This is a genomic window from Halopseudomonas pelagia (assembly GCF_009497895.1).
GTDB classification, from domain to species: Bacteria; Pseudomonadota; Gammaproteobacteria; order Pseudomonadales; family Pseudomonadaceae; genus Halopseudomonas; species Halopseudomonas pelagia_A.
This window is the reverse complement of the sequence record NZ_CP033116.1, coordinates 622453-635473: the sequence shown is the minus strand read 5'-3', so window position 1 is coordinate 635473 and position 13021 is coordinate 622453. Positions and strand designations below refer to the sequence as shown.

General features: G+C 57.7%; 16 protein-coding genes. 11 read left to right on the top strand and 5 right to left on the bottom strand.

Annotation, left to right across the window (positions count from 1 at the left end):
* Positions 1 to 49: 49 nt before the first annotated feature.
* Positions 50 to 1084, bottom strand: a complete 1035-nt coding sequence (locus EAO82_RS02965; protein ID WP_096346590.1) for a type IV pilus twitching motility protein PilT — start codon at positions 1082 to 1084, stop codon at positions 50 to 52.
* A 76-nt stretch (positions 1085 to 1160) separates the two neighbouring features.
* Between EAO82_RS02965 and EAO82_RS02960 the strand changes: the two genes are divergently transcribed.
* From EAO82_RS02960 to EAO82_RS02910, 11 genes are all read left to right on the top strand, one after another.
* Positions 1161 to 1862, top strand: coding sequence for a YggS family pyridoxal phosphate-dependent enzyme (locus tag EAO82_RS02960; protein ID WP_096346589.1), 702 nt, complete (start codon positions 1161 to 1163; stop codon positions 1860 to 1862).
* A 5-nt stretch (positions 1863 to 1867) separates the two neighbouring features.
* Entirely contained in the window at positions 1868 to 2686 is an 819-nt protein-coding gene (proC, locus tag EAO82_RS02955) for a pyrroline-5-carboxylate reductase (protein WP_096346588.1), read from the top strand.
* 9 nt (positions 2687 to 2695) lie between these two features.
* On the top strand, positions 2696 to 3286 hold the full coding sequence (locus EAO82_RS02950; RefSeq protein WP_096346587.1) for a YggT family protein: 591 nt from the start codon (positions 2696 to 2698) through the stop codon (positions 3284 to 3286).
* Between the two features lie 7 nt (positions 3287 to 3293).
* Positions 3294 to 3614, top strand: coding sequence for a DUF167 family protein (locus EAO82_RS02945; protein WP_096346586.1), 321 nt, complete (start codon positions 3294 to 3296; stop codon positions 3612 to 3614).
* 68 nt (positions 3615 to 3682) lie between these two features.
* Complete coding sequence (locus tag EAO82_RS02940; protein ID WP_096346585.1) at positions 3683 to 4825, top strand: homoserine O-succinyltransferase MetX; 1143 nt, start codon at positions 3683 to 3685, stop codon at positions 4823 to 4825.
* A 2-nt stretch (positions 4826 to 4827) separates the two neighbouring features.
* The gene (gene metW / locus EAO82_RS02935; protein WP_096346584.1) at positions 4828 to 5418 is read left to right on the top strand and encodes a methionine biosynthesis protein MetW; all 591 of its coding nucleotides are present in this window, start codon (positions 4828 to 4830) and stop codon (positions 5416 to 5418) included.
* Positions 5419 to 5443: 25 nt separating this feature from the next.
* Entirely contained in the window at positions 5444 to 5884 is a 441-nt protein-coding gene (locus EAO82_RS02930) for a DUF4426 domain-containing protein (RefSeq protein WP_096346583.1), read from the top strand.
* Positions 5877 to 6485 (top strand): RdgB/HAM1 family non-canonical purine NTP pyrophosphatase, encoded by a 609-nt coding sequence (gene rdgB / locus EAO82_RS02925; protein ID WP_096346582.1) that lies wholly within the window; start codon positions 5877 to 5879, stop codon positions 6483 to 6485. Before EAO82_RS02930 ends, rdgB begins: the two co-directional genes overlap by 8 nt.
* Positions 6486 to 6511: 26 nt before the next feature.
* Entirely contained in the window at positions 6512 to 7693 is a 1182-nt protein-coding gene (hemW, locus tag EAO82_RS02920; RefSeq protein WP_096346659.1) for a radical SAM family heme chaperone HemW, read from the top strand.
* Positions 7694 to 7908: 215 nt separating this feature from the next.
* Positions 7909 to 9069 carry an iron-containing alcohol dehydrogenase gene (locus EAO82_RS02915; protein WP_096346935.1) on the top strand — a complete coding sequence of 387 codons (1161 nt, stop codon included), beginning with the start codon at positions 7909 to 7911 and terminating at the stop codon, positions 9067 to 9069.
* A 263-nt stretch (positions 9070 to 9332) separates the two neighbouring features.
* Positions 9333 to 9761: an acyl-CoA thioesterase gene (locus tag EAO82_RS02910; protein WP_096346979.1), complete on the top strand. Its 429-nt coding sequence runs from the start codon at positions 9333 to 9335 to the stop codon at positions 9759 to 9761.
* Between the two features lie 3 nt (positions 9762 to 9764).
* Here the strand turns inward: EAO82_RS02910 and gloA are convergent, their stop codons facing one another.
* From gloA to EAO82_RS02890, 4 genes are all read right to left on the bottom strand, one after another.
* Positions 9765 to 10307, bottom strand: a complete 543-nt coding sequence (gloA, locus tag EAO82_RS02905) for a lactoylglutathione lyase (protein ID WP_096346936.1) — start codon at positions 10305 to 10307, stop codon at positions 9765 to 9767.
* Positions 10308 to 10415: 108 nt separating this feature from the next.
* Entirely contained in the window at positions 10416 to 11276 is an 861-nt protein-coding gene (locus EAO82_RS02900; protein ID WP_096346937.1) for a crotonase/enoyl-CoA hydratase family protein, read from the bottom strand.
* A gap of 832 nt (positions 11277 to 12108) precedes the next feature.
* Complete coding sequence (locus tag EAO82_RS02895; RefSeq protein WP_096346938.1) at positions 12109 to 12669, bottom strand: PIN domain-containing protein; 561 nt, start codon at positions 12667 to 12669, stop codon at positions 12109 to 12111.
* Entirely contained in the window at positions 12669 to 13013 is a 345-nt protein-coding gene (locus EAO82_RS02890) for an STAS-like domain-containing protein (RefSeq protein WP_096346939.1), read from the bottom strand. Before EAO82_RS02890 ends, EAO82_RS02895 begins: the two co-directional genes overlap by 1 nt.
* Positions 13014 to 13021 lie beyond the last annotated feature (8 nt).

Sequence of the window (13021 nt, the reverse complement as noted above, 5' to 3'; positions counted from 1 at the left end):
CACTTCCGGGCGCAGGCATTTATGCCTGCATCGCTGTAATGGCCGCGCTTTAGAAACTGTCGGTATTCTTGGCTTTCTCGCGCGCACTTTCCTTGGTAACCAGGCCCTTGGCAACCAGGCCCTTGAGGCACATATCCAGCGTCTGCATGCCGATGTTGCCACCGGTCTGAATAGCGGAATACATCTGCGCAACCTTGTCTTCACGAATCAGGTTACGGATCGCCGGCGTGCCGATCATGATCTCGTGTGCCGCGACCCGGCCGCCGCCGATCTTCTTCAGTAGCGTTTGCGAGACCACCGCCGTCAGCGACTCGGACAACATCGAACGCACCATGGATTTTTCTTCGGCCGGGAACACGTCAACCACCCGGTCGATGGTCTTGGCCGCAGAGGTGGTGTGCAGGGTGCCGAAAACCAGGTGACCGGTTTCCGCGGCGGTCAGTGCCAGGCGGATGGTTTCCAGGTCACGCATCTCACCGACCAGGATGATGTCCGGGTCTTCCCGCAGTGCCGAGCGCAGGGCTTCAGCAAAGCCGAGCGTATCGCGGTGCACTTCACGCTGGTTGACCAGACACTTTTTCGATTCATGCACGAATTCGATCGGGTCTTCGATGGTCAGTACGTGCTGGTATTTGGTGTTGTTCAGGTAATCGAGCATCGCCGCCAGCGTGGTGGACTTGCCCGAACCAGTCGGGCCGGTGACCAGCACCAGACCACGCGGCACATCGGAAATCTTCTTGAACACGTCGCCCATGCCCAGATCGTCCATGCTCAGGACCTTCGAGGGGATGGTACGGAATACCGCACCGGCGCCACGATTCTGGTTGAACGCGTTAACCCGGAAGCGCGCCACACCGGGCACTTCAAAGGAGAAGTCGGTTTCGAGGAATTCTTCAAAATCCTTGCGCTGCTTGTCGTTCATGATGTCGTAGATCAGACCATGAACCATTTTGTGATCCATGGCCGGTACGTTGATGCGGCGTACGTCGCCATCGACACGAATCATGGGCGGCAGTCCGGCCGACAGGTGCAAGTCCGACGCGCCCTGTTTGGCGCTGAAGGCTAACAGCTCGGTAATATCCATAGGGTTCCCCATAACAACCAGCAAGCATGTAGAATGCCAGAAGATTTTATTAGATTGGCAGGTATTAATGTCCGTAATGTCTACGATAGCAGAGAATATTGCAAACGTTCATGAGCGTATTCAGCGTTCTGCAGTCGGTGCCGGACGAAATCCCCAGGAGGTGACGCTGGTGGCGGTCAGCAAAACCCGTCCAGCCAGCGCGATCCGTGACGCCTGGGCTGCCGGCATCACCCATGTGGGCGAAAATTATCTGCAGGAAGCACTGGATAAACAAGCGCAGTTGGCAGACCTGCCGCTGACCTGGCATTTCATCGGTCCCATTCAGTCGAACAAGACCAAATCCATCGCCGAACACTTCGACTGGGTGCATGGCGTGGACCGGCTGAAAATAGCCCGCCGCCTGTCCGAGCAACGCCCCGCTGAGCTCCCGCCGCTGAACATCTGTTTACAGGTGAATATCAGCCGTGAGCCAAGCAAGTCCGGCGTCATGCCGGAAGAGCTGGCGGCGCTGGCGGCGGAAGTCGCCGAACTGCCCAACATCAAGCTGCGTGGGCTGATGGCCATACCCGCACCGGCCCAGGACAGCGACGGCCGTCGCGCGTCCTTGAAGGCGCTGCGCGAAGCCCTTGAGGCCCTGCCTTTGCCGTTGGATACCCTGTCCATGGGCATGAGCGATGACCTGACCGAAGCGGTTCAGGAAGGCGCCACGCAAGTACGTATTGGTACCGCGCTGTTTGGCGAGCGCACCCCCACTCCACCCCCATCCGCGCAAGGATAAACCCCATGAGCACTCCGACCATCGGATTCATCGGCGCCGGCAATATGGCTACCAGCCTGATTGGCGGCATGCTGCAGCAGAACATCAAGGCCAGCCAGATTCTGGCCAGCGATCGCACCGCCGAGCAGGTCGAGCGGCTGGGCAAGCAATTTGGCATTCGTACCACCACCGACAACGACCTGCTCGCCGCTGAATGCGACGTGCTGGTACTGGCGGTCAAGCCGCAGGTGATGCAGGCAGTCTGCCGCGCCCTGCCGGCCCAGCGCAAAGCCGGCCAGTTGATTGTCTCCATCGCGGCGGGCATCAGCTGCGCCAGCCTGGAGAACTGGCTAGGCGAAGGCACCGCTATCGTGCGTTGCATGCCCAACACGCCATCGCTGCGCCGCCAGGGTGTCAGCGGCCTGTTCGCCAATGCCCAGGTTAGTGAAACGCAGAAGCAACAGACCGAAGCTATCCTCAACGCCGTGGGCATCAGCCTGTGGCTGGAGCGCGAAGAGCTGATCGATGCGGTCACCGCGGTATCCGGCAGCGGCCCGGCCTACTTCTTCTACATGATGGAAGCCATGACCGCCGCTGGCGAGCAGCTTGGGCTGCCGCGTGACACCGCCGAGCGCCTGACGCTGTTTACTGCACTGGGCGCCGCCGACATGGCCGTGCACAGTGACGTGGACGCCGCCGAACTGCGCCGCCGCGTCTGCTCGCCCGGCGGCACCACCGAGCGCGCGATCAACAGCTTTGCCGACGATGACCTACCTGCGATCGTCGCGCGTGCCATGCAGGCCGCTGCCGCACGCGCCGCCGAAATGACCAAAGAACTAGCCTGAGGAAACCGCATGAACAGCCTTAATATGGCCGCCATCTATATCGTCCAGACCCTCGGCAGTTTGTACCTGCTTATCGTGTTGCTGCGCTTTGTGCTGCAACTGGTCAAGGCCGACTTCTACAACCCGGTATCGCAGTTTATCGTGCGCGCCACCAAGCCGTTGCTGATGCCGCTGCGTCGCATCATTCCCGGCTTTGGCGGTATCGACTTCGCCTCGCTGGTGCTGGCGCTGATCTTGCAGATGCTGCTGATGACCGTGATCATCAAGCTGATGGGCTATGCGCTGCCGAACGTGCTGCAATTGCTGGTCTGGTCGATGGTCGCGCTGACCGCGCTGTTCCTGAAGATCTTCTTCTTCGCCCTGATCATCAGCGTGATTCTGTCCTGGGTCGCGCCGACCAGCAGCAACCCCGCCGCGCTGCTGGTGCACCAGCTGTGCGAACCGGTACTAGCGCCGATCCGCAAGATTCTGCCGTCGATGGGCGGGCTGGATCTGTCGCCGATCTTTGGTTTTATCGCGCTGCGCCTGTTCGACATGCTGATCATCGCCAATATCGCCGCCGCCACCGGCATGCCGCGCGGGCTGACGCTGGCGATCTGAGCCGGCGATGCCTTTCTACCAGTGGCGCGGCGCCGACCTGATTCTGGATTGCCACCTGCAGCCCAGCGCCAAGACCCTGGGCTTTGCCGGGCAGCACGGCGAGCGGCTGAAAATCCGCATCAGCGCACCACCGGTTGATGGCAAGGCCAATCTGTTGCTGCTGGCCTTTCTGGCTGACGAATTTGCCGTCAGCAAGCAGCAGGTCAGCCTGCTCAGCGGCCAGCAGAGCCGGCAGAAACGCGTTCTTATCCAGGCGCCCAAGCGGTTGCCAGAGGGGTTGGAGATAGCCCCGCCGGGAAATATTGCGTCCAGCGATGGCGCTCTTTAGACTGGCGCCTCGATTGTTGGCACCGCCCCTGGCTGGCCACCGCCAACCTACAAAGGAACTGCCTATTCATGTCGACATTCCCTGCCGACTCCGTCGGACTGGTAACACCCCAGCGCCTTAGCTTCAACGAGCCGTTGAAACTCGCCTGCGGCAAGTCGCTGGAACAGTTCGAGCTGGTGTATGAAACCTACGGTCAACTGAATGCCAGCCGCAGTAATGCGCTGCTGATCTGCCATGCGCTGTCCGGTCACCATCATGCCGCTGGCTTCCATAGCGCCGACGAGCGCAAGCCCGGCTGGTGGGATGCCTGCATCGGACCGGGCAAGGCGATCGACACCAACCGTTTCTTCGTTGTCAGCCTGAACAACCTCGGCGGCTGCCACGGCTCCACCGGCCCCTCCAGCATCAACCCGGCCACCGGCAAAGCCTATGGCGCCAGCTTCCCGGTACTGACCGTGGAAGACTGGGTACACAGCCAGGCGCTGTTGGCCGACCAGTTGGGCATCGACGCCTGGGCCGCTGTGGTCGGTGGCAGCCTCGGCGGCATGCAGGCGCTGCAATGGGCGATCAGCTACCCGGCACGCATTCGCCACTGCCTGGCAATTGCCACCGCGCCGAAACTCTCGGCGCAGAACATCGCCTTCAATGAAGTGGCACGCCAGGCGATCATTACCGATCCGGATTTCCACAACGGCGATTACGCGGCCTTCGGTGTGATTCCCAAACGCGGGCTGATGCTAGCGCGCATGGTCGGGCATATCACCTACCTGTCCGACGATTCCATGGGCGAGAAATTCGGCCGCGAGCTGCGTACCGATGTGCTCAACTACGACTTCACCAGCGTCGAGTTCCAGGTGGAAAGCTACCTGCGCTATCAGGGTCAGGAGTTCTCCGAGCGCTTTGACGCCAACACCTATCTGCTGATGACCAAGGCGCTGGATTACTTCGACCCCGCCGGTGCCCATGGCGGCAACCTGGCGAAAGCTCTGGAAGGTATTCAGGCGCGCTGCATGGTCATGTCCTTCACCACCGACTGGCGCTTCTCGCCGGCCCGTTCACGTGAACTGGTCGACGCCCTGCTCGCCGCACGCAAGCAGGTCAGCTACCTGGAAATCGAAGCGGCCCAGGGCCACGACGCCTTCCTGCTGCCGATTCCCCGCTACGTGCAGGCCCTGCAGGCGTACATGAACCGTATCGAGGTGGATGCATGACTATGCGCGCGGATCTGGAAATCATTCAGGAGTGGATCAAGCCCGGCAGCCGCCTGCTCGATCTGGGCTGTGGCGACGGCGAACTGCTGCGCTACCTGTCCGAGCAGCGCAAGGTCACCGGCTACGGTCTGGAAATCGACCCGGAGAAGATCAACGCCTGTATCGACAACGGCGTCAACGTGATCGAACAGAACCTGGACACCGGCCTGAGCAATTTTGGCGACAATACCTTCGACAGCGTGTTGATGACTCAGGCGCTGCAGGCCGTGCACTACCCCGATCAGGTGCTGGAAGAGATGCTGCGCATCGGCCGCGAAGCGATCCTGACCTTCCCCAACTTCGCCCATTGGCGCTGCCGTTTATATCTGGGTACAAAGGGTCGCATGCCCGTGAGCGAGTTCATGCCCTACACTTGGTACAACACGCCCAACATTCACTTCTGCACCTTCAAGGATTTCGAAGCGCTGTGTCGCGAACGCTCGATTCGCATCCTTGACCGCCTGGTGGTTGATCAGACCCATCGCAGCGGTGTGCTCAGCGGCCTGTGGCCGAACCTGTTGGGCGAGATCGCCATTTATCGGGTTACCCGCTAGGCCCTTTGGCCTTTATAGGAGATTCATGATGTTCCGCGCTTTGCTTTTGAGCCTGCTGTTACTGCCTGCTCTGGCTCACGCCCAGCAAACCAGCCCACAGCGTTTTGGCGACATGCTGGTGTACTACAACACCTTCAACAGCAGCTATCTGCAGCCGGATATTGCCTCCACCACCGGCCTGACCCGTGGCCCCAACCATGGCGTGGTCAACATCGCCGTGCAGCGCCAAACCGCCGATGGCCCGGTCGCAGTCGATGCACTGCTGACCGGCAGTGTAACTAGCCTGCTGGGGCAGAAATCCCCACTGCAGTTTATCCGCCTGCAAGAAGATGACTCGATCTACTTCGTTGCCAATTACACCTCTACCCAGCGCGGATTGTTGCGCTTTGAAGTGGAAGTCCGCCCCAGCACCGGCGGCACCACGCAAACCCTGCGCTTCCAGCAGGAGTTCTTCCCCGATGAGTGATGCACGCCTACCCTTCCAGCAGCTAGTTCTGGCCAGCGGCAACGCCGGCAAGCTCAAGGAGCTGCAAGCCATGCTTGGCGAACAGGTCACCGTGTTGCCCCAAAGCCAGTTTGTAGCCGAAGAAGCCGTCGAAGACGGGCTCAGCTTTGTCGAGAACGCCATCATCAAGGCCCGCCACGCCTGCCGAGCCTCGGGCTTGCCCGCACTGGCGGACGACTCGGGGATCGCCGTGGACGCCCTGGCCGGCGCACCCGGCATCTATTCCGCACGCTATGCCGGTACCGGCGGCGACGCAGCCAACAATGCCAAGCTCCTGCAAGCGCTCGAAGGGTTACCACCCGAACAACGCGGCGCACGCTTTATTTCCGCGCTGGTGCTGATGATGCACGCCGAAGACCCGACGCCGATCATCTGTGAAGGCGTGTGGCACGGCAGTATTCTGCATTCAGCCCGTGGCGAGCACGGTTTCGGCTACGATCCCTTGTTCTGGGTGCCCGAAGCCAACTGCTCCAGCGCCGAACTCAGCCCGGCAGAGAAGAATCGCTTGAGTCATCGGGGCAAGGCCATGGCGCAATTGCGCGTGCGGTTGGGGTTGGCGTGAGCGAGCTGGAAGCTGGAAGCCGAAAGCTGGAAGCTCAAACTCACACGGAACGCTTCAAGCTTCAAGCTTCAAGCTTCAAGCTGCCGCCCCTGGCGGCCTACATCCACATCCCCTGGTGCGTACGCAAATGCCCTTATTGCGACTTCAACTCGCACGTCAGTGAACAGGGCTTGCCTGAAGCCGAGTATATCGACGCGTTGATTGCCGATCTGGAACTGGATCTGCCTAACGCGCAGGGCCGCGAACTGACCTCGATCTTCTTTGGTGGCGGCACGCCCAGCCTGTTTTCCGCAGAAAGCCTCGGTCGCCTGCTGGATGCCATGGCTAACCGCCTCAACTTCGCCACTGATATCGAAATCACCCTGGAAGCCAACCCCGGTACCTTCGAGCAGGTCAAGTTTGCCGGTTACCGCGCAGCAGGCATCAATCGCCTGTCGATCGGCATCCAGAGCTTCAACGCCAAACACCTGAAAGCGCTGGGCCGTATCCACGACGACAAGGAAGCCCTAGCCGCCGTGGCCATGGCGCGCAAGGCCGGGTTCGACAATCTGAATCTGGACCTGATGCACGGCCTGCCGGATCAATCCCTGGACGACGCGCTAGCCGACATCAACCAGGCCATCGACCTGGGCCCGGAGCATCTGTCCTGGTATCAGCTGACGCTGGAACCCAACACTGTGTTTTACAGCAAGCCGCCGATTCTGCCGGTGGAAGACACCCTGTGGGCCATTCAGGAAGCCGGTCAGGCCAGGCTGGCTGAAGCCGGGCTGGCACAATACGAAATTTCCGCCTATGCGCAGCCAGGCCGACAGGCGCGGCACAACCTGAATTACTGGCAATACGGCGACTTTCTCGGCATCGGCGCCGGCGCGCACGGCAAGCTGACCCACCCCGATGGCCGCGTCGAACGCTACTGGAAAACACGTCTGCCCAGAGATTATCTGGACGCCGCCAAGGACTATTGCGCCGGCCGCAAAGTCATCGCCGCCGCAGACCTGCCCTTCGACTTCCTGATGAACGCCCTGCGCCTCAGCGACGGCGTGCCTACCGCTTATTACCTGGCACGTACTGGCCAGTCGCTTGAAGCGATCGCGCCACAGCTCAATGAAGCCGTGCGCAAAGGTCTGCTCGAACCCTGGGACCAACAGCTGCGCCCCACCGAGCGCGGTCGGCTGTTTCTCAATGATCTGCTGGAAATGTTTCTTTAAAAGCAGCCCCAAGCTTCAAGCGGCAAGCTAACCCTGTTCGCGGCGGGGCCGCCGCTCCTACCGGGAGGGAGCGCCCAAACCTCGCTGGTGGGAGCGGCGGCCCCGCCGCGAAGGGTTTGGCTTTTGAATCAAGCTTGCCGCTTGTAGCTTGAAACTTGCAGCTTGGCCTCCACCCCCATACAGTATCGCAAACTGTCTCATTTATAGAGGTGCCCATGTCTCCCTTTCTGTTTGCCACCACCGCCCAGATTCTTTGCGAGTCCGGTTCGGCCATCCGCCTGGCCGAACTCTGCAAGGAGCGCGGTGCCAATCGTGTGATGATCGTGACCGATCCGGGCATCACCAAACTGGGCATGCTCAACGACATCCTCCCCGGCTTTGCCAAAATCGGCATGGCTGTAGAAATTTTTGATGACGTACAGGCAGATCCGCCAGAATCAGTGGTGATGGCCGCAGTAGAACAGGGCCGTGCCATGCAGGCTGATCTGGTCGTCGGTTTCGGCGGCGGCAGCTCCATGGACGTGGCCAAGCTGGTCGCCTTTCTCGCCCACCCCGGCTGCCAACAACAGCTGGCTGATATCTACGGCGTTGGCAATGCCAAGGGCCAGCGCTTGCCGCTGATTCAGGTGCCCACCACCGCCGGCACCGGCTCGGAAGTCACGCAGATATCCATCATCACCACCGGTGAAACCACCAAGATGGGCGTGGTCTCGCCGATCCTGCTGCCAGACATGGCCCTGCTGGACGCCGACCTGACCCTCGGCCTGCCCCCAGCCGTCACCGCCGCCACCGGTATTGATGCCATGGTGCACGCCATCGAGGCCTACACCAGCAAGGTCAAAAAGAATCCGCTATCGGACATGCTCGCCCGCGAAGCCCTGCGTCTGCTCGCCGCCAACCTCGATGAAGCCGTGCACAACGGCAGCAACCGCGAAGCGCGCCAGGGCATGCTGCTCGGCGCCCTGCTGGCCGGCCAGGCCTTCGCCAACGCCCCGGTCGCGGCCGTACACGCCCTGGCCTATCCGCTGGGCGGGCATTTCCATATTCCCCATGGCCTGTCCAATGCGCTGGTTTTGCCCGCAGTAATCGAATTCAACGCCTCCGCCGCCGAGCACCTGTATGCCGAACTCGCACCGCTACTGGTCAAGAACCTCAAAGCCGGCAACGCTGCCAGCCTGACCGAGCAACTGGTCGCGGAACTGTCAGACCTGAGCCCGCGCTGCAAACTGCCGACACGCTTGCGTGACGCTGGTGTGCCGGAAGACATGCTACCGCAACTGGCCAAGGACGCGATGCTGCAACAACGCCTGCTTGTTAATAACCCACGGGAATTGACTGAGGCGGATGCGCTGGCGATTTATCGCAAAGTGTACTGATCAGATAGAAACGCGGCCGACACTAGTCGCTAGGCTGCTGTCTTGACTGCCCCCGGTTGCAGACCGTCGACGCCCTGGTCGAAAAACGCTCCTGCATTTTCGACACTTCCGCCATCCGTGGCGGTCGGATCAGCATCGCCGAGCCCACATGGATGTGCTTGTAGCGTGTCTGCGACCGGGGGCAGTCAAGGCAGCACACGCGCACCCTAATAATCCGCAATCTCCCAATGCCTATTTCGCGCATCGTGCATATCGAGAAAATGATGACAACTAAACAAACACGCAGCGACTACCCCCACCTGCACCCCATCACCACCCGCTGGCACGACAATGACGTGTACGGGCATGTAAACAACGTGGTGTATTACAACTACTTCGACAGCGCGGTAAACAGTTGGCTGATCGAACAGGGCGGGCTGGATATTCATCAGGGCGAACAGATCGCCTTCGTCGTGAGCTCCGGCTGCGACTACTTCGCCCCCATCGCTTTTCCTGAAGCCATCGAAATTGGCGTGCGCGTCGCCAAGCTCGGCAACAGCTCCGTGCATTATGAATTGGCGGTGTTCAAGGCAGGTGTCGAAGAAGCCTGCGCCGCAGGTCGCTTCGTGCATGTATTTGTTGAACGCGCCAGCAACCGCTCCTGCGCGATCCCCGAAGGGCCGCGCGCAGCACTGGAGAAGTTGCTGGTCTGAAGATCAGCCCAGCACGTCAGGCAGATCGCCCGGCGTGAACAGCTCGATCCAGTAACCATCCGGATCGCGGATAAAGGCAATATTCTTCATCTTGCCATCCTGCGGGCGTTTGACGAAGCTGACTCCCAGCTCCTCAAATCGCGCGCAGGCCGCCTCCAGATCCGGCACGGCGAAGCCGATATGCCCAAAGCCCTTGGGCTCGTCATTGCCGTTGTGGTAACTGAAATCGGCATCGTCTTCCGTGCCCCAGTTATGCGTCAACTCCAGCATCGCCGGGCGGCCAAAAGTCTGCACCAGGCGCTCGCGATTATCGTGCGACCAGTCCACCAGCTCATGGGTATCGATAGCAGCGAGGAAATAGAGGCTGAACTTCATCTCTTCAAAATCCAGCTTCTTCACCAGCGTCATGCCCATGATGCGGGTATAGAAATCCAGCGTCGCTTCCGGCGACTTGATGCGCAGCATGGTCTGGTTGAATACAAAACCTTCGGTAGCCGGATCGCGGTTCTCGCAGAGTCCGACAGCGGATTCAAAATGGCGACTCATGGTAATAGCTCCCGGGCAGGTCAATGGAAAGGGTTACAAGAGTAACATTCACATTGACCTGCTCGAAGCGCGCAAGTGCAAACGATTGTTTGCACAGCGGAAGGGGAATTACTTGAAGGGCCGCTCATCCCACCAGGGATAGAACGCCGGGCGATCCTTGCTTGGGCTGAGCTTGAACTGCGGCGGACGCTTTTCCAGGAAGGACTGCACACCCTCCTGGGCATCCGCCGACTCGCCCATAAAGGCAATCGCCCGCGAATCGACCTTGTGCGCTTCCATCGGATGATCCGCCGCCATCATGCGCCACAACAACTGACGGTTAAGCAGCGCAGACATGCCAGAAGTGTTGTCAGCAATTTCACGCGCCAACGCATAAGCCGCCGGCAGCAACTCGTCCGGCTCATGAATACTGCGAATCAACCCGCCCTTTAACGCTTCCTCAGCATCAAACACACGACCGGTATACACCCACTCCGCAGCCTGCATAGGCCCGACCAGACGCGGCAGGAACCAGCTGGAGCAGGCTTCCATAGTGATACCACGACGCGCAAACACAAACCCGAACCGCGCCTTGGTCGACGCCATACGAATATCCATCGGCAACGTCATGGTCGCGCCTACACCCACCGCCGCGCCGTTAAAGGCACCAATCACCGGCTTGGTGCATTCATAGATCCGCAGAGAAACGGTACCGCCCCCATCGCGCAGCGTGTCACCCTCAGGCTCACTCTGACGCTTGTGCCGGTTAAAGGTATCGCCGCCCTTCTCAAGATCCGCACCCGCACAAAACGCCTTGCCGGCACCGGTCATGATGATCACGCGCACCTTGTCATCGGCATCAGCCGCGTCAAAAGCCGCGATCAGTTCGCGGCACATGGCAGCGTTAAAGGCGTTCATACGGTCGGGGCGGTTCAGTGTCAGGGTAAGGATGCCGTCCTTGATCTGGTAATCGAGTGTTTCGTAAGACATGAGGGTGCTCCCTGTTGATCAGATGCCGACCAGTTTAGAACTGACCGGTCACGGGGACCAGCTGTGTTATGAATGCGTATGTGGGGGTATTGTTGGGGTGGATGGTGTTAAAAAAAGGGTGATGGTTTTGGAGAGATTGGTGCAGCCGCTTTTGGTCAGTACCGCCATTTACAACTAATAAACAGATCCCTTTTTACAGGTTCTGATACTCCCAGAAGCTTACAATGGCTTTTTTCCCAAACACCTGCTCTGGTGTCCGAAAATTTAACCGCATTCCTAAAGAGACGACTGTTAATGCCAGACTTTCTAAGACAACTTAAATAGTCAAATCTCACATACTCCATGACCTGTCGATATTTCCATTTTTTGCTATTTTTTCATTTGTCATCGGCACTATAGCCACGTTCTTTCCAGCTCCACAGCTCTCTGAAATACTGATGCGCATAATCTCTGAGGGTGTCGCTATGTACACTTGCCATTCTACTTGGCTCAGCCATCTGTTGCTTCTGCATTAGTCTATTTTCGGCTGGCCTTCTGACAGCAAAGCTATCAAGTTCCTACGTTCTCCAGTTGAAGCGTGCCGTTCAGTGTGCATTACGACCCTCGCGGTGATGACCGCGGTAACCTTAGCAGTATGGATATGGGAAAGCTCCAATTCGGCTATAGAGATGCTACTTCTACTAGCATCAATATTGCTCTTTTGGATCTGTGCAGTAATGCTGGAATGGGCAACAGTTAATTGCGTGTATCTGGAGGTGCATCAGCAGTCCTTCACTATTAAGGCCTTACCACCAAAGCTTAGAGCAAGACTCTAACTACAAACAGGTTCCTTTTATCTCTCAAAACAGCTGTAAAGCTCTATTCCATCAAGACCGCGGAAATCTTTATCATCTGTAATAATATTAACTATATTATTTTGCTTCATAAAATAGTAATAAAGACTATCGTATCCATCTATATTAAAATTTCTTAGATAATCTAGGACTTTACACTCCAAATCATCACCAATTTTGGCAGGAAGCTCTATCGCCAGCTGCCTCACCTGTTCCCAAGCTAAATGCAGCTCATCAATCACGACTTTACGTTGATGCTGGTCATTTCGAAAACGCTTGAAAGAAAAGTTTTGATCATTCTTAAACGCCTTAAAAATTTCAAACTCAGCACGCTCGATAAGACTGGTGAGCTCAATGAGCATAAGTGGCGAATAATATAAAACCGCTTTGTTATTGACTGCCTGCTCAATGAAGTTCGGATAATTTTCTATTTGATACTGCTTCGGCCCTTTGGGAACGAAGGATTTTGATGCGAAGTAAGTCATCCAATACCAGACATTCGTGTCAACAAAAAACAACTCCCCTTTCCCGGGAGACACATTTTTAATGTCGCGCAACATCACATATCCTTATGAGCTTGGTCGAGACCATTTTTTGTATTATCTGAGCTATCTGAATAGAATTTAATTGCATTCTGTATAACCAAATTCAGAAGCCTGCGCCCATGATCCGAAATATTTATAAATTTCAATTTACCTTGGAGCTGCTCAATAGTTTTATCTTTCAACAAAGCTCCAATACTTGCATTAAAAAAAGGAGACGCGAAAACGTCTATCCCTTCGAAATTCACACTAATCGTGTCCTCTTTTTCCCACAACTTGTTTATCTCGCTTTTAATTTTTTGTCCAGAATTCATTGAAATGGCATTAGCACCTACCATTTCTTTTACGTTTATAGTAACCATGTGCTTGT

Excerpts from the sequence above, each read along its gene's own strand:
- EAO82_RS02945 (WP_096346586.1), top strand. The coding sequence starts at position 3,294 with ATGCCTTTCTACCAGTGGCGCGGCGCCGACCTGATTCTGGATTGCCAC.
- EAO82_RS02960 (WP_096346589.1), top strand. The coding sequence starts at position 1,161 with ATGTCTACGATAGCAGAGAATATTGCAAACGTTCATGAGCGTATTCAG.
- EAO82_RS02940 (WP_096346585.1), top strand. The coding sequence starts at position 3,683 with ATGTCGACATTCCCTGCCGACTCCGTCGGACTGGTAACACCCCAGCGC.
- EAO82_RS02895 (WP_096346938.1), bottom strand. The coding sequence starts at position 12,669 with ATGTTGCGCGACATTAAAAATGTGTCTCCCGGGAAAGGGGAGTTGTTT.
- EAO82_RS02900 (WP_096346937.1), bottom strand. The coding sequence starts at position 11,276 with ATGTCTTACGAAACACTCGATTACCAGATCAAGGACGGCATCCTTACC.
- proC (WP_096346588.1), top strand. The coding sequence starts at position 1,868 with ATGAGCACTCCGACCATCGGATTCATCGGCGCCGGCAATATGGCTACC.
- EAO82_RS02915 (WP_096346935.1), top strand. The coding sequence starts at position 7,909 with ATGTCTCCCTTTCTGTTTGCCACCACCGCCCAGATTCTTTGCGAGTCC.
- EAO82_RS02890 (WP_096346939.1), bottom strand. The coding sequence starts at position 13,013 with ATGGTTACTATAAACGTAAAAGAAATGGTAGGTGCTAATGCCATTTCA.
- rdgB (WP_096346582.1), top strand. The coding sequence starts at position 5,877 with ATGAGTGATGCACGCCTACCCTTCCAGCAGCTAGTTCTGGCCAGCGGC.
- EAO82_RS02965 (WP_096346590.1), bottom strand. The coding sequence starts at position 1,084 with ATGGATATTACCGAGCTGTTAGCCTTCAGCGCCAAACAGGGCGCGTCG.
- EAO82_RS02930 (WP_096346583.1), top strand. The coding sequence starts at position 5,444 with ATGATGTTCCGCGCTTTGCTTTTGAGCCTGCTGTTACTGCCTGCTCTG.
- gloA (WP_096346936.1), bottom strand. The coding sequence starts at position 10,307 with ATGAGTCGCCATTTTGAATCCGCTGTCGGACTCTGCGAGAACCGCGAT.
- metW (WP_096346584.1), top strand. The coding sequence starts at position 4,828 with ATGCGCGCGGATCTGGAAATCATTCAGGAGTGGATCAAGCCCGGCAGC.
- EAO82_RS02950 (WP_096346587.1), top strand. The coding sequence starts at position 2,696 with ATGAACAGCCTTAATATGGCCGCCATCTATATCGTCCAGACCCTCGGC.
- EAO82_RS02910 (WP_096346979.1), top strand. The coding sequence starts at position 9,333 with ATGACAACTAAACAAACACGCAGCGACTACCCCCACCTGCACCCCATC.